Origin of the sequence: Paucibacter sp. B2R-40 (assembly GCF_025717555.1) — a bacterium.
Taxonomy (GTDB): domain Bacteria; phylum Pseudomonadota; class Gammaproteobacteria; order Burkholderiales; family Burkholderiaceae_C; genus Paucibacter_A.
In genome coordinates this window covers 40,039-59,165 of sequence record NZ_JAJIRP010000015.1, presented here as the reverse complement: position 1 = coordinate 59,165, position 19,127 = coordinate 40,039, and the positions used below count along the sequence as shown (strand labels likewise).

General features: G+C 63.3%; 18 protein-coding genes. 15 read left to right on the top strand and 3 right to left on the bottom strand.

The window, feature by feature from the left end; translation table 11 throughout:
- Positions 1-4 precede the first annotated feature (4 nt).
- From pyk to LNV09_RS23325, 3 genes are read left to right on the top strand one after another with little or no spacing between them, the layout of a single operon-like run.
- Positions 5-1,438: a pyruvate kinase gene (gene pyk, locus LNV09_RS23335; protein WP_263559464.1), complete on the top strand. Its 1,434-nt coding sequence runs from the start codon at positions 5-7 to the stop codon at positions 1,436-1,438.
- Between the two features lie 53 nt (positions 1,439-1,491).
- Positions 1,492-2,463 (top strand): TIGR02285 family protein, encoded by a 972-nt coding sequence (locus LNV09_RS23330; protein WP_263559463.1) that lies wholly within the window; start codon positions 1,492-1,494, stop codon positions 2,461-2,463.
- A gap of 4 nt (positions 2,464-2,467) precedes the next feature.
- Complete coding sequence (locus tag LNV09_RS23325; RefSeq protein WP_263559462.1) at positions 2,468-3,277, top strand: substrate-binding periplasmic protein; 810 nt, start codon at positions 2,468-2,470, stop codon at positions 3,275-3,277.
- A gap of 11 nt (positions 3,278-3,288) precedes the next feature.
- Here LNV09_RS23325 and LNV09_RS23320 read toward each other — a convergent pair whose 3' ends face one another.
- A complete protein-coding gene (locus LNV09_RS23320) occupies positions 3,289-4,308 on the bottom strand; it encodes an ATP-binding protein (protein WP_263559461.1) in 1,020 nt (339 codons plus the stop codon).
- 256 nt (positions 4,309-4,564) lie between these two features.
- On the opposite strand from LNV09_RS23320, the gene fba reads away from it, so the two are divergent.
- The 3 genes from fba (at position 4,565) to LNV09_RS23305 (ending at position 7,732) form a co-directional block, all read left to right on the top strand.
- Positions 4,565-5,629 (top strand): class II fructose-bisphosphate aldolase, encoded by a 1,065-nt coding sequence (gene fba, locus LNV09_RS23315; RefSeq protein WP_263559460.1) that lies wholly within the window; start codon positions 4,565-4,567, stop codon positions 5,627-5,629.
- Between the two features lie 103 nt (positions 5,630-5,732).
- Complete coding sequence (locus tag LNV09_RS23310; protein WP_263559459.1) at positions 5,733-6,635, top strand: phosphoribosylaminoimidazolesuccinocarboxamide synthase; 903 nt, start codon at positions 5,733-5,735, stop codon at positions 6,633-6,635.
- On the top strand, positions 6,632-7,732 hold the full coding sequence (locus tag LNV09_RS23305; protein WP_263559458.1) for a hypothetical protein: 1,101 nt from the start codon (positions 6,632-6,634) through the stop codon (positions 7,730-7,732). The genes LNV09_RS23310 and LNV09_RS23305 overlap by 4 nt, the downstream gene beginning before the upstream one ends.
- Positions 7,733-7,735: 3 nt before the next feature.
- Here LNV09_RS23305 and LNV09_RS23300 read toward each other — a convergent pair whose 3' ends face one another.
- Positions 7,736-8,689, bottom strand: a complete 954-nt coding sequence (locus tag LNV09_RS23300; RefSeq protein WP_263559457.1) for a tetratricopeptide repeat protein — start codon at positions 8,687-8,689, stop codon at positions 7,736-7,738.
- 138 nt (positions 8,690-8,827) lie between these two features.
- Here LNV09_RS23300 and purE point away from each other — a divergent pair, with 138 nt between their 5' ends.
- The 9 genes from purE (at position 8,828) to LNV09_RS23255 (ending at position 17,865) form a co-directional block, all read left to right on the top strand.
- Entirely contained in the window at positions 8,828-9,331 is a 504-nt protein-coding gene (purE, locus tag LNV09_RS23295) for a 5-(carboxyamino)imidazole ribonucleotide mutase (protein WP_263559456.1), read from the top strand.
- The gene (locus tag LNV09_RS23290) at positions 9,331-10,581 is read left to right on the top strand and encodes a 5-(carboxyamino)imidazole ribonucleotide synthase (RefSeq protein ID WP_263559455.1); all 1,251 of its coding nucleotides are present in this window, start codon (positions 9,331-9,333) and stop codon (positions 10,579-10,581) included. The genes purE and LNV09_RS23290 overlap by 1 nt, the downstream gene beginning before the upstream one ends.
- Before the next feature lie 18 nt (positions 10,582-10,599).
- Positions 10,600-11,577 carry an L-threonylcarbamoyladenylate synthase gene (locus LNV09_RS23285; protein ID WP_263559454.1) on the top strand — a complete coding sequence of 326 codons (978 nt, stop codon included), beginning with the start codon at positions 10,600-10,602 and terminating at the stop codon, positions 11,575-11,577.
- A gap of 33 nt (positions 11,578-11,610) precedes the next feature.
- A complete protein-coding gene (locus tag LNV09_RS23280) occupies positions 11,611-12,579 on the top strand; it encodes an SGNH/GDSL hydrolase family protein (RefSeq protein WP_263559453.1) in 969 nt (322 codons plus the stop codon).
- A gap of 82 nt (positions 12,580-12,661) precedes the next feature.
- A complete protein-coding gene (gene tsaB / locus LNV09_RS23275) occupies positions 12,662-13,390 on the top strand; it encodes a tRNA (adenosine(37)-N6)-threonylcarbamoyltransferase complex dimerization subunit type 1 TsaB (RefSeq protein ID WP_263559452.1) in 729 nt (242 codons plus the stop codon).
- A complete protein-coding gene (gene rimI / locus LNV09_RS23270; protein ID WP_263559451.1) occupies positions 13,387-13,881 on the top strand; it encodes a ribosomal protein S18-alanine N-acetyltransferase in 495 nt (164 codons plus the stop codon). Before tsaB ends, rimI begins: the two co-directional genes overlap by 4 nt.
- The gene (locus tag LNV09_RS23265; RefSeq protein ID WP_263559450.1) at positions 13,878-14,696 is read left to right on the top strand and encodes a uracil-DNA glycosylase; all 819 of its coding nucleotides are present in this window, start codon (positions 13,878-13,880) and stop codon (positions 14,694-14,696) included. The genes rimI and LNV09_RS23265 overlap by 4 nt, the downstream gene beginning before the upstream one ends.
- Positions 14,693-16,750 (top strand): sensor domain-containing protein, encoded by a 2,058-nt coding sequence (locus LNV09_RS23260; RefSeq protein WP_263559449.1) that lies wholly within the window; start codon positions 14,693-14,695, stop codon positions 16,748-16,750. Before LNV09_RS23265 ends, LNV09_RS23260 begins: the two co-directional genes overlap by 4 nt.
- Positions 16,747-17,865, top strand: coding sequence for a class I SAM-dependent methyltransferase (locus tag LNV09_RS23255; RefSeq protein ID WP_263559448.1), 1,119 nt, complete (start codon positions 16,747-16,749; stop codon positions 17,863-17,865). The genes LNV09_RS23260 and LNV09_RS23255 overlap by 4 nt, the downstream gene beginning before the upstream one ends.
- Here LNV09_RS23255 and LNV09_RS23250 read toward each other — a convergent pair.
- Positions 17,851-19,089, bottom strand: coding sequence for a multifunctional CCA addition/repair protein (locus LNV09_RS23250; protein ID WP_263559447.1), 1,239 nt, complete (start codon positions 19,087-19,089; stop codon positions 17,851-17,853). The two genes, LNV09_RS23255 and LNV09_RS23250, sit on opposite strands and share 15 nt — an antisense overlap.
- Between the last annotated feature and the right edge of the window lie 38 nt (positions 19,090-19,127).

The following is a 19,127-nucleotide window of genomic DNA, read 5'->3' as shown; positions in this document are numbered from 1 at the left end:
CGTCATGACCCGTGCCACCAAGATCGTTGCCACCCTCGGCCCAGCCTCTTCATCCCCGGAGATCCTGGAGCGCATGATCCGGGCCGGCGTTGATGTGGTGCGGCTGAACTTCTCGCATGGCAAGGCGCAAGACCACATCGACCGCGCACGCATGGTGCGGGAAGCTGCGATGGCCGCCGGCAAGGCGGTCGCCATCATGGCCGATATGCAAGGCCCGAAGATCCGCGTCGGCAAGTTCGAGAACGGCAAGATCGAGCTGATCAATGGCGAGCGCTTCATCCTGGATGCCGACCGCACCGAGTTGGGCAACGAAGAAGCCGTCGGCCTTGATTACAAAGAACTGCCGCGCGACGTGAAACCCGGGGACACGCTGCTGCTCAACGACGGCCTCTTGGTGCTGACGGTCGAAGCAGTGCGGGGTGCTGCGGTGCACACCATCGTCAAGCTCGGCGGCGAGCTGTCCAATAACAAAGGCATCAACAAGCAGGGTGGCGGGCTGACCGCGCCGGCGCTGACCGCCAAGGACATGGAAGACATCAAGACCGCGATGAGCTTCCGCTGTGAATATCTGGCGATCAGCTTCCCCAAGAACGCCACCGATATGGAAATGGCCCGCCAACTCGCCAATATGGCCGGCGAACCCTATAACCACAAGCCCAGCATGATCGCCAAGATCGAGCGCTCGGAAGCGATTCCGCACCTCGAGGCGATTCTGAAGGCCAGCGACGGCATCATGGTGGCGCGCGGCGACTTGGCGGTTGAAGTCGGCAATGCGGCGGTGCCGGCCTTGCAAAAGCGCATGATCAAGATGGCGCTGGCGCTGGACAAGGTCGCCATTACCGCCACGCAGATGATGGAGTCGATGATCGTCAACCCGGTGCCCACGCGTGCCGAGGTCAGCGATGTGGCTAACGCCGTGCTTGATGGCACCGACGCGGTGATGTTGAGCGCTGAGACGGCCGCTGGCAAGTTCCCGGTCGAAACCATCGAGCAGATGGCGGCGATTGCGCAAGAGGCCGAACGCGCCGAGTTCGTCACGCTGGACACCGATTTCGCTGGCCGCCAGTTCGGCCGTATCGACCAGTCGATCGCGATGGGCGCGCTGTTCACCGCGCATCACCTGGGCTGCAAGGCCATCCTGGCTTTGACCGAATCCGGCTCCACCGCTTTGTGGATGAGCCGCCATCGCATTCAAGTGCCGATCTATGCCTTGACCACGCAGGAAATCAGCCAGCGCAAGATGACGCTGTACCGCAATGTACGGCCTTTGCTGATGCCCAAGTTCGAAGACCGCGACACTGCGCTGAAGGCGGCCGAGAAGATTCTGGTCGACAAGGGCGTGCTGATGCCGGGCGACACCTACGCGATCACCTGCGGCGAGCCCATGGGCTACCCAGGCGGCACCAATATGCTGAAGGTCTGCCGCGTCGGCGGTTAGTCGGCCCCGATCCTTTCAAGCCGATCGGGCATACGGACCGCTATAGTCGGCGCATGAACTTGCGCCTACGTCCGTTTTGGAGCGCCGTGTTTTCGGCCGGCCTGGCTTTGGCGGGCTTGTATGCGAACCCGGCCCGGTCTGAAACTCAGCCGGAGCCGCCGGTAATTCGCTGGCTTTTGCTGGACTTCGTGCCCTATCACATCGTGGACGGCCCGCTCAAAGGCACGGGCTTGAGAGACCAGTACCTCAGCGCGCTGATCAAACGCATGCCCGAGTACCGCCACGTGCTTGAGGTCAGCAGCACCGAGCGCATTTTTCAATACATGCAGAGCGGGCAGCCGGTGTGCACCTTGTCGAGCTTGAAGGTGCCCGAGCGCGAGGTTTACACGGTCTTTGGCAGCGAAGCCTTCTTCATCCAGTTGCCGCCGGTGCTGATCGTGCGGCGTGGCTATGCCCCGCCGGGCGGCTGGAAAAAACGCGCACGGGGTGAAATTTCATTGGCCGAATTGCTGCAGCAGTCGCCTGAAGTGCGCGTCGGTACGCTGCCCAAGCGGCGGTTTGGCCTTGGCATTGACGAGGCCTTGAAGCAAGCGCGCGCCAGTCGGCCGGATCAGGTGCTCGACTTCAGCGAGTACGGGCTGTTGTCCGGGCTTTTGCACACCTTGGGGCGCAAGCGTTTTGATGTGACCTTGGGTTATGCGATCGAGGTAGAGCAGCTGCGCAAAACCCAGCCCGATTTGGGTGAGTTTGAGTACTTGCCGCTGATCGAGGCGCCGGGCTTGATCATCACCTATCCGTCTTGCAGTCGCACGGCTTGGGGCAAGCAGGTGATACAGACGATTGATCAATTGCCGGGCATGGAGGCTGAACGGGCACTCTTGCGGGAACGCTACGAGGCGCTGCTGCCGGCTGGCGAGCGGCAGATTTACCGGGCGCGTATGGCCGCTTTGACTGCGAGTGCAGCCGCGCAGCAGTCGCCAGCTGCGGCAATCTCTGCGGAGCAAGCCAAGTCAGGGGCGCGCTGATTGTTTGACGAAAACCCTGGTCGTGACGGGCGCCGCGATGTCCGGGCCTGATGTCTTGTTGCTGCGGCGACGCTGCGCCTTGCTGGCGCCGTTGTCGCTGGCGATGCCAATCCCGGCGGGCGCGAATGGGGTGGAGAGTGCATCGGCCCAGGCTTGGCTGCACCTGCCAATCGCTGTCAGCGACGCCAGTCGACGGCCTTTTGTGGCGCAGATGCTCAAGCTGATTGGCCAGGCGGCGCGTATTGAATGGCAGATCCAGTCGGTGCCCTGGGCGCGTTTGCTCTTGATGGCCGAGCGCGGACAGGCGCTGGCATTTGGGGTGTCGCGCAGCGCCAGTCGAGAGCAGCAGTTCGAGTTCAGCCAGCCGGTGTTCGATAACCATGTCTGGATGGTGGTGCGGCGCGATCAAGCGCTGGTGTACCGTGGCTTGGCCGACTTGGGCGGCCGTACCCTGTGTGTCACCCGGGGCATCAGTTATGGCTCGGCCTTTGAGGCAGCGAAACAGAGTTCGCTATTCAGGGTCGAGCAAGTGGACGGTGATCTGGCGGCGCGCACGCGCATGTTGATGGCCGGGCGCTGCGATGTGATGCTGACCTCTCATCGCAATCCGCAGCCTTGGGGGGTGGAAAAGGTCTTGCGCCAGGAATCGGGCTTCGCGGCCGGCATTGCCGTTTTGCCGGCGCCCATGCAGGTCGATCCGGTGCATTTTGTGGCCGCGCGCGGCCATCAGCTCGCGCAGGCCTTGCCGCGCTTGAACGCCGCCATGCGGGCTCAATCCGAGGCCATCAAGGCGCTGATCAGCAGTGAGCTTTGACGCCCGCTGACTCAAGCGTTTTGCGCGCTCTTTACCAGCGCCGCGATACGCGGCGTCATGTGCGTGGGCAGCAACTCGACTTCCTGGTGGGCCTTGGCGAAGACGCGGAACAGCTCATCGGTGAAACCGTGCCCCACATCGACCACGCCGTCGAAATTGATTTCTGCGCGCTTGAACATGGGCAGGCGTGCAGCCACCCGGCGGGCTTGCGCGCGCGAATCCAGCGGCTGGCCCGGCCCGGCCAGCAGGCTCAGGGCGATGGTGGTGTGGTCAAACTCGATGCCGCTGCCGTCCAGGCTCCAGGCCTCCAAGACCTGATCCAGCGTGCGCTTGGTGTCGAGCGAGATTGACATATAGATCGAGCTGCCTTGGCGCGGCATCGGCCGGCCCGGTTGCCAGCCGCCACTCTCCCAGGCGCGGCGCTGAAAGGCGGTGCCATTGGCGTGAATGTCGAACACATCGGCCAGCTGCGAGCTGAAGAACAGGCCGCGACCGGTGTGCATCTCGGGCTGGCTGGTCAGCCGCCCTTTGCTCAACTCCAGCATCGCGTGCTGGGCGTTGGCGATGTCAAAGGCCGAGCAGATCTTGTCGAACACGCCGCAGCCGTCGTCGGACACCAAGAGCTGTGCGTGGCTGGGGGTTTGGCGCAGCGACACGGTGACACTGCTGCCGCCACTGTGGTCGGCGGCGTTATTGACCAACTCGGTGAAGCCATGCTGAATCATGCGCGCCACATGGGGCGGCAGATCGAAGTTCGGCGCAAAGTCGCGCTGCCAGGGGATGTCTTCTTGCAGCCCGTGCAGCGTATAGCTGCGCGCCACTTGGCGCAGTAGGCCCGGGCCATAAATCGGCCGGCGTTCGCTGCCGCTGCGGCTGAGCCAGTTGGCGTCGACCAGCCTGCGCAGCGCTGCCAGCGATGCGCGGCGGCTGGCTCCGGTGCGTTCCTCCAGATGGCTGGCCAGATCGTGCGAGTGTTCGCGCGCGGCGGCGGTGATCCAGAGTGTCAACTGATCAATGGCTAAACGTGTCATGCAAGGCTCCCTTGACCGCAGTGTCCATGGCTTCAAAGTTCGCTAAGCCGTGAAAAATGGGGCACTGCGAGCCTAAATGCTCAGGGCCAGGTGCACAAGCGAGGCAGCCCTTGCTTTGCCAACGCAAAGCCGCCGCTAGAATCGCCGCCAGTTACAACGCGGTTACATCACCCAAAACTTGATTTTGGCGCTAGGCTGCGTTCGCAGGGATCAGCAAGGATTCGCAAGATTTTTTAACTTCCCAAGGGACTCTCTCATGGCTCTCGTTTCAATGCGCCAACTGCTGGACCATGCCGCCGTCAATGGCTATGGCATCCCGGCTTTCAATGTCAACAATCTCGAGCAAGTGCAAGCCATCATGATGGCGGCCGACGAACTCAATGCGCCGGTGATCATGCAGGCCAGCGCCGGTGCGCGCAAATACGCCGGTGAGCATTTCCTCAAGCACCTGATCCAGGCAGCGGTGGAAAGCTACCCCCATATCCCCGTCGTGATGCACCAGGACCATGGCCAAAGCCCCGCCGTGTGCCAGGGCGCGATCGACCTGGGCTTCTCCTCGGTGATGATGGACGGCTCGCTGGAAGCCGACGGCAAGACCATCGCCAGTTATGAGTACAACGTCGACGTGACCCGCAAGGTCGTCGACATGGCGCATGCCTTGGGCGTGACGGTCGAGGGCGAGTTGGGCTGCCTGGGTTCGCTAGAGACCATGCAAGGCGACAAGGAAGACGGCCACGGCACCGACGCGGTGATGACGCACGCCGAGTTGCTGACCGACCCCGAGCAGGCGGCCGACTTTGTGCAGCGCACCCAGCTCGACGCGCTGGCCATTGCCATCGGCACCAGCCACGGCGCCTACAAATTCACCCGCAAGCCCACCGGCGACATCTTGGCGATCGGCCGGGTCAAGGAAATCCACGCCCGCCTGCCCAATACCCACCTGGTGATGCATGGCTCGTCCAGCGTGCCGCAGGATCTGCTGGCCAAAATCCGCGAGTTCGGCGGCGATATGGGCCAGACCTTCGGCGTGCCGGTCGAAGAGATCCAGGAAGCGATCAAGCACGGCGTGCGCAAGATCAATATCGACACCGATATTCGCCTGGCGATGACGGCGGCGGTGCGCGAATTCTTCGTCAAGAACCCGAGCAAGTTCGATCCGCGCGAGTTCCTGAAGCCAGCCCGCGATGCGGCCAAGTCCATCGTGCGCCAGCGCTTTCAGGAGTTCGGCTGCGAGGGCCAGGCCGGCAAGATCAAGGCGCGCAGCCTGGTCGATGTGGCCGCGGCCTATGCGCGGGGTGAGCTGAATCAAATGATCAAGTAATCGCGCGAAACTTTCGGTTTCAACCCGCTCGGTTTGTGCCCGGCGGGTTTTTTTATGCGTGGATTGCCGCCTAAAATCGCGCCCTACCCAACGGATGACCGTCATGACCGCAGCCTTATTGAACTCCACGATCACCTCCTTGCCCCTGATTGCCCGCGGCAAGGTGCGCGAGAACTACGCCGTTGGCGAAGACCGCATCCTGATGATCGCCAGCGACCGCTTGTCAGCCTTTGACGTCATCATGGGCGAGCCGATTCCAGGTAAGGGTGCTTTGCTGACGCAGATGGCGCTGTTCTGGTTTGCCAAGCTGGACGGCATCGTGCCTAACCATCTGACTGGAGATGATCCCATGTCGGCGGTCAGCAGCGAGGCCGAAAAAGCTCAGGTTAAAGACCGGGCCATGCTGGTCAAGCGCCTGAAGCCGCTGCCGGTCGAGGCGGTGGTGCGTGGCTATCTGGCTGGCAGCGGCTGGGCCGAGTACAAGGACAAGGGCGAAGTCTGCGGCGTCAAACTGCCGGCCGGTTTGCAAAACGCCTCCAAACTGCCCGAGCCGATCTTCACGCCCGCCACCAAGGCCGAGATGGGCGACCATGACGAGAACATATCCTTTGACGTGATGGTCGGCATCATCGGCCAGGATCTGGCCACCCGCGTGCGCGACATCTCGATCCAGCTCTACAAACGTGCCGCCGACTTTGCATTGACCAAAGGCATCATCATTGCCGACACCAAGTTCGAGTTTGGCCTGGATGCCGACGGCACGCTGACGCTGATGGACGAGGTCTTGACGCCCGACTCCTCGCGCTACTGGCCGGTCGAAAGCTACCAGGTCGGCATCAATCCGCCCAGCTATGACAAGCAGTTTGTGCGCGACTGGCTGGAGCAGGCCGAAGTGGACGGCAAGCCCTGGGGCAAGACCGCGCCGGCGCCAGCCTTGCCGGACGCGGTGATCGCCAACACGGCAGCCAAATACCTAGAAGCTCTGCAGCGCTTGACCCAGGCATGAGTATCAAAAGCCGCCTGCTGAAACGGTTAGATGCCGAAATCGCGGCGGCGGCTGGCGCCACCCAGAGCGCGAGCTTGCAAGTACAGCGCGCCGTGCTGCGGGTGCGGCATGGGCATATGAGCCAAGGCCGCGAGGAATTGACGGCTTTGCATCTGCTGGCCTTTCAACATCCTCACCCCGAGATTGCGGCCTGGCTGCATTACGCCGAGGGGCTGATGAGCTATTACACCGACTTCAGCAGCGCTGCGCAGGAGAAGGTCGCGCGCGCGCAAGCGATGGCCAAGGCTGCAGCGTTGAACGAGTTGGAGTCTTTGTGTTCGGCTTGGTTGGCGCAGTTTGCCTATCTGCGCCACGATCTGCCAGAGATGCTGGCGCAGGCGGCAGATTGCGATGCAAGGGCCAGGCCTGACGATCATGATGCACGGTTTCGGCTTTGCACCGTGCTGGCGTTGGCACATGATCTGACCGGCCGTGCAGACTTGTCGCGCGATTGGTATGCCAAGGCCCGCGCTCATGCGCAGGCCGAGGGCGATGACGCGTCGCTGTCGGCGCTGATGTACAACATGGCCGCGACTCGCACGGCGCAGGTGCGCCGCGACGCTCTGTCCCAAGGCTTGGTGCAGGGCTTGGGGCTTTTGCTCGGGGCCGACTCGATCAGGCATTACGACGCCGCAGTGGGGGGGGCGGTGCTGTCGGAACTGACGCCCGTCTTGCGTGCACAAATTCTGACCGTGGAGGGTGACTACAGCCAAGCCCGCAGCCTGTTTGAAGCTCATTTACCGCAGACCATGGTGACCGGCCTGGCCCGCTGGGGTAGTAGCTTGTTGGCCGATCTGGCCTGGTGCAGGGTCCAACTTGGGCAGTTGGAGTTGGGCTTGCAACAGGCCCGCGAGGCCGAGTCTGAGTTGGATGGGCTCAGCGATATGGACGACAGAGCCGCCACCCACAGCCGTTTGGCGCAGGTCTTTGCTGCGCTGGGTGAAACGACGGCGGCGGCCAAGCATGAAGATCAAGCCACGAACTGCTGGCTTGAGTTCGCTGAGCAGCAGCGAGTCTGGGCTCAAGCCTTGAGTCAGTCCGGCTTGCGGCCGCGCTGAAATTCAGTTGAGCGCCATGCTCAGCTTGCGGCGGTACTGATCCAGCAGCGGGTCGCGTGCAACCACCGCCGCTTGACCGGCTAGCTCCAGGGTGCCCTTGGGCTCGGTGGCCGCCGCTTTAGGCGCCGGTTTGCTCAACAGCTCCAGGATGGCGACATAGGTCTTGCGCGCCAAGCCGTTGTTCCAGGCCTTGTCGCGCATGATGATTTCCAGCAATTCGTCCATCGCTTCGGTGAAGTTCTGGCGGGCAAACAGGCCCTGCGCGAGTGCAAAGCGGGCATCGAAGTCGCGCTTATTGGTCGCGATGGCCGCTTGCAATTCGGCGCCATTCAAGCCGGCAGCGGCGCGCTCGCAAGCGGCCAGCCAATGACCCAGCGCGGCGAAGCGGGCGTGCGGCGTGATGCTGTCCACGGCTTTGGCTGCCACCGGCTCAAAAGCAGCCTTGGCGTCCGCCAACAGACCCAACTCCAGCAAGGCCCTCACATAGTCAAATCGCGCCAATTCATTGGCAGGATCGGTTTCCAAGGCGCTTTGCAGCTTGCTCAGCGCGGCTTCGAGGTCACCCTCTGCCATCAAGTCCTCGGCCTCGGCGACTTCTTCTTGTGCCTCCAAGACCTCACCGGCGGGCACATGCTTGTCGAGGAATTCGCGGATTTGCGCCTCGGGCACCGCGCCGACGAAGCCGTCGACCGGTTGGCCGCCGACAAACATCACGCAAAACGGAATGCTGCGCACGCCGAACATCTGGCTCAGCTGGGTGGAGATTTCGGGCACCTCATCGGCATTCACCTTGGCCAGCTTGAAGCGGCCCGCATAGGCGACTTCCAGCTTCTCCAGCAGCGGGCCGAGTGTGCGGCAGGGGCCGCACCAGGGGGCCCAAATGTCCAACAGCATCGGCTGCTGCATGGAGCCGTTGATCAGTTCGGTTTCGAAGTTTTGTAGCGTGATGTCGATCATGGCGGCGGGTACTTTTGGCGGGTCGGTGTCCGAGCAAACGGGGGAATGGCGAGCAAATGGCGCTCGCCGCCTACAATTCAAGGCTTTCTAGTCTTGCAAGCGAGCCATACAAGCGTATAGGACTTGCCGAGCGTCTCAATGAACATAGCAGCAGCAACTCCTTTGGTCGGCGTGGTGATGGGTTCCAGCAGTGACTGGGACACCATGAAGCATGCGACCGATATTCTCGCCGAGTTCGGTATCGCCTTTGAGGCGCGGGTGGTGTCAGCCCACCGCATGCCCGACGATATGTTCGCCTACGCCGAGGCTGCGGCCGCGCGTGGCCTGCAGGCCATCATCGCCGGCGCCGGCGGTGCCGCGCATTTGCCGGGCATGTTGGCTGCCAAGACCGAGGTGCCGGTGCTGGGCGTGCCGGTTGCCAGCCGCCATCTGCAAGGGGTTGATTCCTTGCACTCGATTGTGCAGATGCCCAAGGGCATTCCGGTGGCGACCTTTGCAATCGGCAATGCCGGCGCGGGCAATGCGGCATTGTTTGCCGTCGCGATGCTGGCCAATCACGACGCCGATTTGCGCGCGCGATTGACCGCTTACCGGGCTCGCCAGACCGAGGCGGCCCGCGCCATGACGCAGGAATTGATCTGATGCGGGCGACCTTGCTGCCGGGTGAATCGAGCCTGGGCGTGATGGGCGGCGGCCAGTTGGGCCGCATGTTCGTGCACGCCGCGCAAAGCCTGGGCTTTCGCACCGTGGTCTTGGACCCGGATACCGACAGCCCGGCCGGGCTGGTTGCCCACCAACATATCCGCGCCGACTATCTGGACCCAAACGGGCTGAATCAATTGGCGCAGCAATGCGCGGCCATCACGACCGAATTCGAGAACGTGCCGGCCGAGGCCTTGGAGCAATTGGCGCAGACAAGGTTTGTGGCGCCGGCCGGCGCGTCGGTCGCGATTTGCCAGGACCGCGCCGCCGAGAAAGCCCATTTTGCGGCCAGTGCAGTCGCTTGCGCGCCTTATGCGGTGATCACCACCGAGGCCGATTTGCTGGCCGTCGGCGATGACTTGCTGCCGGGCATCCTGAAGACCGCCACCATGGGCTACGACGGCAAGGGCCAGGTGCGGGTGCGCAGCCGCTCCGACTTGGCTGCCGCCTGGGCCGAGCTCAAACAGGTCCGCTGTGTGTTGGAACAGATGCTGCCGCTGGCGCTGGAGATCTCGGTCATCAGCGCCCGCAGCGACCGAGGCGACATCGTCCAGTTCCCGGTTCAGCAGAATCTGCATATCGACGGCATCCTGGCCGTCACGCAAGTGCCGGCTCCAGATGTCAGCCAGGAATTGCAGGCTCAAGCCTTGGCCTCGGCCGCACGCATTGCGGCGTCAATGAACTATGTCGGCGTGCTCTGTGTGGAGTTCTTTGTGCTGCAAGACGGCCGCCTGATCGTCAACGAGATGGCGCCACGCCCGCACAACTCGGGGCACTACACGATGAATGCCTGCGATCTGTCGCAGTTTGACTTGCAGGTGCGCGCGATGGCTGGCCTGCCGCTGACGCAGCCGCGCTTGCATTCGCCGACGGTGATGCTGAATCTGCTCGGTGATTTGTGGTTTATGGAGCAAGCCCCAACGGCTGCGGGTACGCAGCCTGCCCCCCGAGGGGGCGCAGCCCTGCTTGGGGGCGGCCCGGCGCAGGGCGCCGCTCCCGGTGTCGAGCGCACACCGGCGTGGGACCAAGTGCTGGCCTTGCCCGGTACGCATCTGCATCTCTATGGCAAGGCCAATGCCAGGCCTGGTCGCAAGATGGGCCATCTGAACATCACTGCAGGCACGCCTGAGCAAGCCGAAAGCACCGCGCGGCGAGCCGCCGCTTTGCTGGGTTTGTCGATTGCGTGGTGATTTTTTGAGTCTGTTGAAATGTTGCTGAACGGCGCTGATCCTCAAGCCATTGCCTTGGCTGCTACTCGCTTGGCGGTCGGTGAATTGGTTGCCTTGCCGACCGAAACGGTCTACGGCTTGGGCGCGCGCGCCGATGACGACGCCGCAGTGGCGAAGATTTTTGCCGCCAAGGGCCGGCCTTCCGATCACCCACTGATCGTGCATGTGCTGGACGCAGCCGATGCTGCCGCCTTCAGCTCTGAGATGCCAGCTTTGGCCAAGCGTTTGATGGATGCGTTCTGGCCCGGTCCGCTGACGGTGATCGTGCCGCGAGCACCCTTGATGGCTGCAGCTGCAGCCGGCGGACAAAACAGCATCGGCCTGCGTTGCCCCGCACACCCGGTGGCCCGCGCCTTGCTGGCGGCAGCGCGAGCACAGGGCGTGCTCGGCGTGGCGGCGCCCAGTGCGAACCGCTTTGGTCGTGTCAGCCCGACCCAGGCGCAGCATGTCGTGAGCGAATTTGAGTCCGATTTGCTGGTCTTGGATGGCGGCGAATGCACCGTCGGCATCGAGTCCAGCATCGTCGATTGCAGCCGGGGAGGCGCGGTTTTGTTGCGTCCAGGCGTGTTGACGCTGGCGCAGATCGAGGCGGCCCTGGGCCAAGGCTTGCAGTCCGCCGACGCTCAAGCGCCGCGAGCCTCCGGGACCTTGGTCGCCCATTACGCGCCGCGCGCCACAGTGCGCCTGCACAGTACGCAAGACTTGGCGGCGCTGTTGGCGCGGCCGCTCCCTTTGGGCCTGGCGGTATATTCCCGTACGGTGGATGCTGCCAAGGTGAGTCTGAGGCGGCAGATGCCGGCGGATGCGCTTGCGGCTGCGCAACAGTTGTTTGCCGCGCTGCGCGACTTGGACTCGGCCGGCGCACAAGAAATTTGGATTGAATTGCCGCCGCCTGGCAATGAGTGGGATGGGGTCAGGGATCGGCTGACCCGTGCTGCAGCGGCGTTTGAAGCCTAGGCTTGAGTTTTGGAATTATTGGACGGAGTTTTCATGAAGAGTATTCAGCGTAGCGCAAGCCGCTACGGTCGTGCCTTGTTGGCCTTGGCCGCCTTGTCCACCTTGGGCGTACTGGCAGCCTGTGGCGGCGGCACCGAACAGATCGAGCCCTTCAACCCTGCCCGCATCATTGCGCTTGGTGACGAGTCGAGCTTGATCACGCCCGAGGGCAAGAAGCACACAGTCAATTTTCTGAATGCCACGACCGGCGCGTTGGAATGCGAGAACAACCCGATTTGGGTGCAGACATTGGCTTCGTCCTTCGGCCTGGTATTTGCCGAATGCAACCCGAACAAGGTGGCCGCGCCGCAAGGGCTGATACGTGCGCAGGCGGGTGCCAAGGTGGCCGAGGTTAAGTTGCAGATCGACAGCTTACTGGCCTCAGGCATCGGCCCGCGTGATCTGATCACGGTGCTGGTCGGCGTCAATGACGTCTTGGAGCTGTACGCCAGATACCCGGCACAAAGCAAGGATGCTTTGCTCGCCGAGGCCCGCGCTCGCGGCAAGTCCTTGGGCGCACAGGTCAATCGTCTCGCCGACGCCAATGGGCGGATTATTTTGTCGACGCTGCCGGATATGGGTTTCTCGCCGCTGGCTTTTGCGGACGCCAAGCTGGATTCGACCCGCCCCGCTTTTTTGAGTGAGTTGACGCGTGAGTTCAATCTCGAAATGCGCGTCGAAATCATCAATGATGGCCGCTTGATCGGCTTGGTATTGACCGATGAAAACACCCAAGTGATTGCACGCTATCCGAGCAGTTTTGGTATTTCCAATTTCACCGATGCGGCCTGTCTGACGACCCCTGCCTTGCCGGATTGCACGGTCAAGACTCTGACGCCTGAGGCCACCAAAGACAATAGCTGGAACAGTTATTTATGGGCGACCGACCGCTTGTATGCGCCAGCCGGGCATTCACAGATAGGCCGGATGGCGGCCACCCGCGCCCGCAACAATCCGTTCTGATTCTTTGCAAGGAAAACGAACCCGGCCGCGCTAAATCGGCCGGGTTTTTTCGTTCTGGATGCCCCCCATTTACACTGCCGACATGAGCATATTGCTGGCCCTGGATAGTTCGACCGAAACAATGGCCCTGGCGCTGACAAGCCCGGAGGGGCGCTGGCTGTTTGAGGCTGAAGGCGGCGCACAGGCCTCGGCCCGTTTGGTCCCTGAAGCATTGGCCTTGCTGGCCGCTGCGGGTCTGAGTTTGGCGGCTGTGGACGCGATTGCGTTCGGCCGTGGTCCCGGCGCGTTCACCGGCTTGCGTGCGGCCTGCGCGGTGGTGCAGGGCTTGGCGTTTGGCGCGGTGAAGCCGGTGCTGGCGATCGATAGTTTGATGCTGGTTGCCGAAGATGCGCGCCAGCAGGCCGAAACTGCTGGGCAAGCCCTGACGGGCTCGGTCTGGGTGGCCATGGATGCGCGCATGGGCGAAATTTATGCGGCATGCTATGCGTGGAGGCTAGGCGTTTGGTCGACTGAAGTAGAACCGGCGCTTTACACGCCGGCCCGTCTTTGCGACGCGTGGCTGGTTCAGCCCCCGGTGGCCGTGGCGGGCTCGGCCCTGGCGGTGTTTGCCGATCAGCTTGCGCTGGCCGAACAGCCCAGCTGCCGTTTGTGGCCCCGCAGCCAATCCCGCGCAGCGGCCTTGGCCACCTTGGCGGCGCAGGCTTGGGCTGCCGGCGCGCAAGTCGATGCAGCTGAAGCGATGCCGGTCTATGTCCGCGACAAAGTCGCGCAAACCACGGCGGAGCGTCTGGCGGCGCGCGTGAGCCCATGAGCGCCCAGCTGGCGGACGCAGTCTCGCGCTTGAGCCGCATGCGCGTCGCGGATGTGGCCGAAGTACTTTCAGTTGAGCGCCGGGTCTATGAAATGCCCTGGACCGAGGGCAATTTCATAGATTCGCTGGCAGCGGGCTATGAAGCCTTTGTGCTGCGCAATGTGCCGGCCCTGCGCGATTCACAGACTCATTTGCTCGGCTATTTTCTCGCCATGAAGGGCGTGGACGAGATGCATCTGCTCAATCTCTCGGTGGTGCCGGAGCAGCAGGGCAGGGGTTTGGCGCGCTTGATGCTGGACGCGCTGTGTGCCAGTTGCCGCGAGCAAGCTTGCCCGCAGCTGTGGTTGGAGGTGCGCGTCAGCAACCTGCGTGCGCGCGAGGTTTATCGTCGCTATGGCTTTGTTGAGATGGGCCTGCGGCGTGCCTACTACCCGGTCTTGCAGGGTCCGCGTGAAGATGCGCTGCTGATGAGCTTGGCGGTGGCGCCGTGAGCTGGGACGAGCGGCAACGCGCGATGTTGGCCGAGATGGGCTTGCGGGTGTGGTCGCCAGTCGCGACGCTGCCAGCTGAGCCGGAGCCGGTGTTGGCCCCCGCCGAGGCGCCCCCAGCCGTCGCGGCAGTGCAGGCCTTGCCGGCGACTTTGCGGCCACCTGCGGTGCTTGAAGTGCAGCCGCCTGTTGCCGCTCAGACGACGCGTTTGCCCGCCATCGCGCACATGGACTGGGACGAGTTGCGCAGCAGCGCGGCCGCATGCCGAGCCTGCGGCTTGTGCGCTGGGCGCAGCAATAGCGTGTTTGGTGCCGGGCCGAGCAGCGCACATTGGCTGGTCGTGGGCGAGGCGCCGGGTGAGCAAGAAGATGCGCAAGGCCAGCCCTTTGCCGGCCAGGCCGCCCAGTTGCTGGGCAATATGTTGCGCGCGATCAATCTGTCCATTGACGCAGGCCCGGATGCCGATTTACCCCCTGAGCGGCAGGTGTATCTGAGCTCGGCCTTGAAGTGCCGACCGCCGCCCGGCAGCACGCCCGGTGCGACGGAGTTGCAGCAATGCCACCCCTTCTTGGCGCGGCAAATCGAATTGTTGAAGCCGCGCATCATTTTGGCCATGGGGCGTATGGCTGTGCAGACCCTGCTGGGCAGCAGCGAGCCGCTGGGCCGGCTGCGCGGGCGTGTACATGACTACCAAGGCACGCCGGTGATCGTCACGCTGGCCCCCAGCTATTTGCTGCGAAATCTGGGCGAAAAGGCGCGCGCTTGGGAGGATCTGTGCCTGGCGCGGGCGACGCTGCAAGGGCTGGGTCCACCATGAGCGCAGCGCTCGTGCCTCAGCCTGCCCAAGCCGGGCATTGGCTGCGGCTCATCGCCGACAATGCCGGCATGCTGTTGGCGCTGTACGACGCCAAGAGTTTGCGCTGTTTGTTTGCCAATCAAGCCTATGCGAAGGCTTTTGGCTTCGATGAACAATCGGTGCTGGGCCTGAGCTTTGCCGAGGTCATAGGTGCGGCGGCAGCGCAGTTGATTCAGCCCTATGTCGAGCGCCTGTTGCACGAGCGGCTGCCGGTCCACTATGAGCGGGAGTTGTTGCCTGTCGATGCTGCCCGGCGTTGGACTTGGGTCAGTTTGATTCCTCAGTTAGATGCGGACGGCGAAGTGGCCCTATGTCTGGTGCAGCTATCGGACAGTTCGCCGCGCGATCTGTCCGATATCGCGGCGCTTGAGTCCGAAGCCCGGCTGGAGAAGTTCATGCGGGCCTCGGTCGAAGGCATCGTCTTTCACCGTGCCGGTTTGATTACTGACGTCAACCCGCCGCTGTGCCAGTTGCTGGGCTACGGTCTGCAGGAATTGATCGGGCGAACCGCGCTGGATTTCGTCAGCCCGGAGGAGCGAGCCAAAGTCAGCGCGGTGATGAGCGCAGGCCATGAGCTCAGCTATGAGTCCGCGATGCTGCACCGGGATGGGCATAGGATTGCGGTCGAATTCATCGTTCGCACCTTGGTGCGCAAGGGCGAGCGCCTGCGCATGACGATCGTGCGCGACATCAGCGAGCGTCTGGCCGCACAGGCCCGCATCCATTATCTTGCCCATCACGATGATCTGACCGGCTTGTTGAACCGTAGTGCCTTTATGGAGCAGGTGCAGGCCTTGATCTACGCGGCAGCGCAGGCGCCGCATCAGCTGGCGCTGCTCTTCATCGACCTGGATAACTTCAAGCGTGTCAATGATTCGCTTGGGCATCTGGAAGGCGACAAGGTCTTGAAAACGGTGGCCGAGCGCATCAGTGAATGCCTGCGCGCGACCGATCTGGTGGCGCGTTTTGGTGGCGATGAATTTGTCATTCTGCTGGGCGATGTGCAGTCGCGCTCCGATGTGCTGGTGGTGCTGATGGCGCTGCTGGCCGTGGTCGAAGTGCCGGTCACCGCCGACGGCTGCGTGCTGACCGTCACGCCGTCGATCGGCGTGGCGATGTATCCGGCCCATGGCGCCAGGGCCGAGGACCTGATTCAACATGCCGATATGGCCATGTATCTGGCCAAGGCCAAGGGGCGCGCCAGCTATTGTTTTTATGAGCCCAGCCAAGCCGACAGCGCCTATGCGGAGTTGGTGCTGGAGAGTCAATTGGTGCAGGCGATCGAACGCAATGAGTTCGTGCTGTACTTTCAGCCGCAGGTGGCTGCGGCCACCGGCGCGCTGGTTGGGGCCGAGGCTTTGCTGCGCTGGCGGCATCCGCAGCGCGGCCTGCTCGGCCCCGATGCTTTCATCGACGTGGCCGAGCGGCATCGGCTGATGTTGGATCTGGGGGCTTGGGTGATGCGTGCGGCAGCCGAGCAGGCGCGTGCCTGGCATCAAAGCGGCATCGCCCCGGTGCGCATCGCCGTCAACCTCTCCCGCATGGAGTTCCGCCTAGATGGTTTCGCCGAGTTGGTGGCCAAGATCTTGAGTGACGTGGGTGTGCCCGGCGCTTGGCTGGAGCTGGAGCTGACCGAGCGCATGTTGATGGATGAAATTGCCAGTGCGCCGGCAACGCTGGCGGCCTTGCGGGCCTTGGGCCTGACGGTGTCGGTCGATGACTTCGGCACCGGCTACACCTCTTTGGCGCACCTGACCCGGCTGCCGCTGGACAAGCTCAAGATCGATCAGAGCTTTGTGGCCCCCTTGCCGGCGGACAAAGGCGCGGCGGCCATTGTGCGGGCCGTGATTCAGATGGCCTCGGGCCTGGGGCTGCAGGTCAGTGCCGAGGGTGTCAGGAGCGTCGCGCAACGCGACTTGTTGCTTGAGTGGGGTTGCGATGGCCTGCAGGGCGAAATGATCGGCGAGCCGATGTCGGCGCAGGCCTTTGAACATTGGTTGGTGCAGCGCTCATGACCGTCAGCAAATCCGACAGTCTGCTGGATCAAAAGATACGCCAGGCCATCAATGAGGCTGGCGGTTGGCTGGGCTTTGATCAGTTCATGGCGCTGGCGCTGTATGCGCCTGGTCTGGGTTACTACAGCAACCAGCGGCGCAAGTTCGGGCTCATGCCCAGCGCCAAAGAGGGGGGCTCCGACTTTGTCACCGCGCCCGAAATGTCACCCCTGTTTGGCCGCGCACTGGCCGCTCAGGTCGGCCAGGCCTTGGCGGCCACCGCCACTGACGAGGTGTGGGAATTCGGGGCCGGCACCGGCGCGCTGGCCGCGCAAGTGCTGCAGGCACTTGACGAGCAAGGCCAGCAAATTAGCAGTTACAACATCGTCGATCTGTCCGGCAGCCTGCGCCAGCGCCAAGCCGAGCGCCTGAGCGCCTGGAGCGGCAAGGTGCGCTGGCTGGACCAACTGCCCGAGGCCTTCGAGGGCGTGGTGCTGGGCAACGAAGTCCTGGACGCCATGCCGGTGCAGCTCTTGGCTTTTGATGGGCGGGCTTGGGCCGAGCGCGGCGTTGTCGTCGATGAGCAAACTGGCGCCCTCGCTTTTGCAGACAGACCGGGCGCGGCGCTGCCTCCGGTGGCGGATGTCCTGCACTTCGCGCCTGGCACCGTGACCGAAATTCACGCCCAGGCGGAAGCTTTTGTTCGTACATTGGCGGCCAGCTTGCGGCGTGGCGCGGTGTTCCTGATCGACTACGGTTTCCCCGAGGCCGAGTATTACCACCCGCAACGCTCAGGCGGCACCTTGATGTGCCACCACGAACACCGCGCCGATGCGGACCCTTTGGTCTTGCTGGGGCAAAAAGATATCACCGCCCATGTCAATTTCAGTGGCATTGCGCTGGCCGGCCAAGATGCCGGTTTGACTGTGCTTGGCTACACCAATCAGGCTCACTTCTTGTTCAACTGCGGCCTGGCGGCTTTATTGGAAACAGCCAGCTTGGCCGAGCGCGTGATGGCGCACAAATTGATCGCCGAGCACGAGATGGGCGAGTTGTTCAAGGTCATAGGCTTTGCGACCGGTGACGGTTTTGACGCTATGGGCTTCAGCGCCGGTGACCGCTCACACAGCCTGTAGTTCGGCTGGTAGGGCCAGCAGGGCGTTCAGGCGCGCCGTCTGCACGGCCCGCCCAATCGCCGGCCCGCGCTTGCCTTCGGCCAAAGCGGCGGCACTGACTGCGCTCAGGTCAACGGCCAGCGTCGCCTGCAAGTCCCGCTGCAAACGCTCACGTTGCGGATAAGGGCGCTGCTCCAGGCCCAGTCGGCCCCGGGCATCGCATTCGCAGGCCCAGAGCATTTGCTCGAAGCGCTCCGGCCGACGCCAAGCGTCGCAGCGCTCCAGCAGCCGCAGCCGCGCCTCAGCGCTGAAGCCCTCGCTCTGATGGACATGGGTGTGCTCGCGTGCGACCAACTCGGCCAGTTCGCGGCAATCGGTCGGCACACGCCAGCGCTCGCTCAGGCGCTTGAGCAGCGGCACGCTGCGGCCCTCATGGCCGATGTGGCGCGGCAACAGCTCTGCAGGCGTCAGCGCCTTGCCCAGGTCGTGGCAGAGGCAGGCGTAGCGCACGGTCAGCGGCGCGGCCTGGGTGGCGCATTGGTTCAGTACCAGCAGCACATGGGCGCCGGTGTCGATCTCAGGGTGATGCGCCTCGGGCTGCGGCACGCCGAACAAAGCGTCCACTTCGGGGCTGAGTCGCGCCAGCGCGCCGCAGTCACGCAAGACCTCCAGCATTCTCGATGGCCTGGCCTCCATCAGTCCGCGCGCAAATTCCTGCCATACCCGCTCGGCCACCAAGGCATCGACCTCGCCATCCACCACCATCTGCCGCATCAAGGCCAGGGTTTCGGGTGCGACGCTGAAGTCGGCAAAGCGTGCCGCGAAGCGTGCCAGGCGCAAGATGCGCACCGGATCCTCGGCAAAGGCCGGCGAAACATGGCGCAAAACCTTGTCGATCAAATCCTGCTGACCACCATAAGGGTCGATGACGGTGCCGGCGTCGTCCTGCGCCATCGCATTGATCGTCAGGTCACGCCGCGCCAGGTCTTGCTCCAGCGTCACCTCGGGTGAAGCCTGAAAGTCAAAGCCGTGGTAACCGGGGGCGGTCTTGCGCTCGGTGCGCGCCAAGGCGTATTCCTCATGCGTCTGCGGATGCAGAAAAACCGGGAAATCACGGCCTACCGGTAGATAGCCGGCTCGCAGCATCGCTTGCGGATCGGCTCCGACGACGACCCAGTCGTGATCTTTGGCGGCCAGGCCCATCAAGCGGTCGCGCACCGCACCGCCGACCAAATATTGATTCACGGAGACTCCGGTAGTGGGAATATTGTCATATTCAAGCG

Coding starts and splice junctions, on each gene's coding strand:
- pyk (WP_263559464.1), top strand. CDS start 5: ATGACCCGTGCCACCAAGATCGTTGCCACCCTCGGCCCAGCCTCTTCA.
- LNV09_RS23330 (WP_263559463.1), top strand. CDS start 1,492: ATGAACTTGCGCCTACGTCCGTTTTGGAGCGCCGTGTTTTCGGCCGGC.
- LNV09_RS23320 (WP_263559461.1), bottom strand. CDS start 4,308: ATGACACGTTTAGCCATTGATCAGTTGACACTCTGGATCACCGCCGCC.
- fba (WP_263559460.1), top strand. CDS start 4,565: ATGGCTCTCGTTTCAATGCGCCAACTGCTGGACCATGCCGCCGTCAAT.
- LNV09_RS23310 (WP_263559459.1), top strand. CDS start 5,733: ATGACCGCAGCCTTATTGAACTCCACGATCACCTCCTTGCCCCTGATT.
- LNV09_RS23305 (WP_263559458.1), top strand. CDS start 6,632: ATGAGTATCAAAAGCCGCCTGCTGAAACGGTTAGATGCCGAAATCGCG.
- LNV09_RS23300 (WP_263559457.1), bottom strand. CDS start 8,689: ATGATCGACATCACGCTACAAAACTTCGAAACCGAACTGATCAACGGC.
- purE (WP_263559456.1), top strand. CDS start 8,828: ATGAACATAGCAGCAGCAACTCCTTTGGTCGGCGTGGTGATGGGTTCC.
- LNV09_RS23290 (WP_263559455.1), top strand. CDS start 9,331: ATGCGGGCGACCTTGCTGCCGGGTGAATCGAGCCTGGGCGTGATGGGC.
- LNV09_RS23285 (WP_263559454.1), top strand. CDS start 10,600: ATGTTGCTGAACGGCGCTGATCCTCAAGCCATTGCCTTGGCTGCTACT.
- LNV09_RS23280 (WP_263559453.1), top strand. CDS start 11,611: ATGAAGAGTATTCAGCGTAGCGCAAGCCGCTACGGTCGTGCCTTGTTG.
- tsaB (WP_263559452.1), top strand. CDS start 12,662: ATGAGCATATTGCTGGCCCTGGATAGTTCGACCGAAACAATGGCCCTG.
- rimI (WP_263559451.1), top strand. CDS start 13,387: ATGAGCGCCCAGCTGGCGGACGCAGTCTCGCGCTTGAGCCGCATGCGC.
- LNV09_RS23260 (WP_263559449.1), top strand. CDS start 14,693: ATGAGCGCAGCGCTCGTGCCTCAGCCTGCCCAAGCCGGGCATTGGCTG.
- LNV09_RS23255 (WP_263559448.1), top strand. CDS start 16,747: ATGACCGTCAGCAAATCCGACAGTCTGCTGGATCAAAAGATACGCCAG.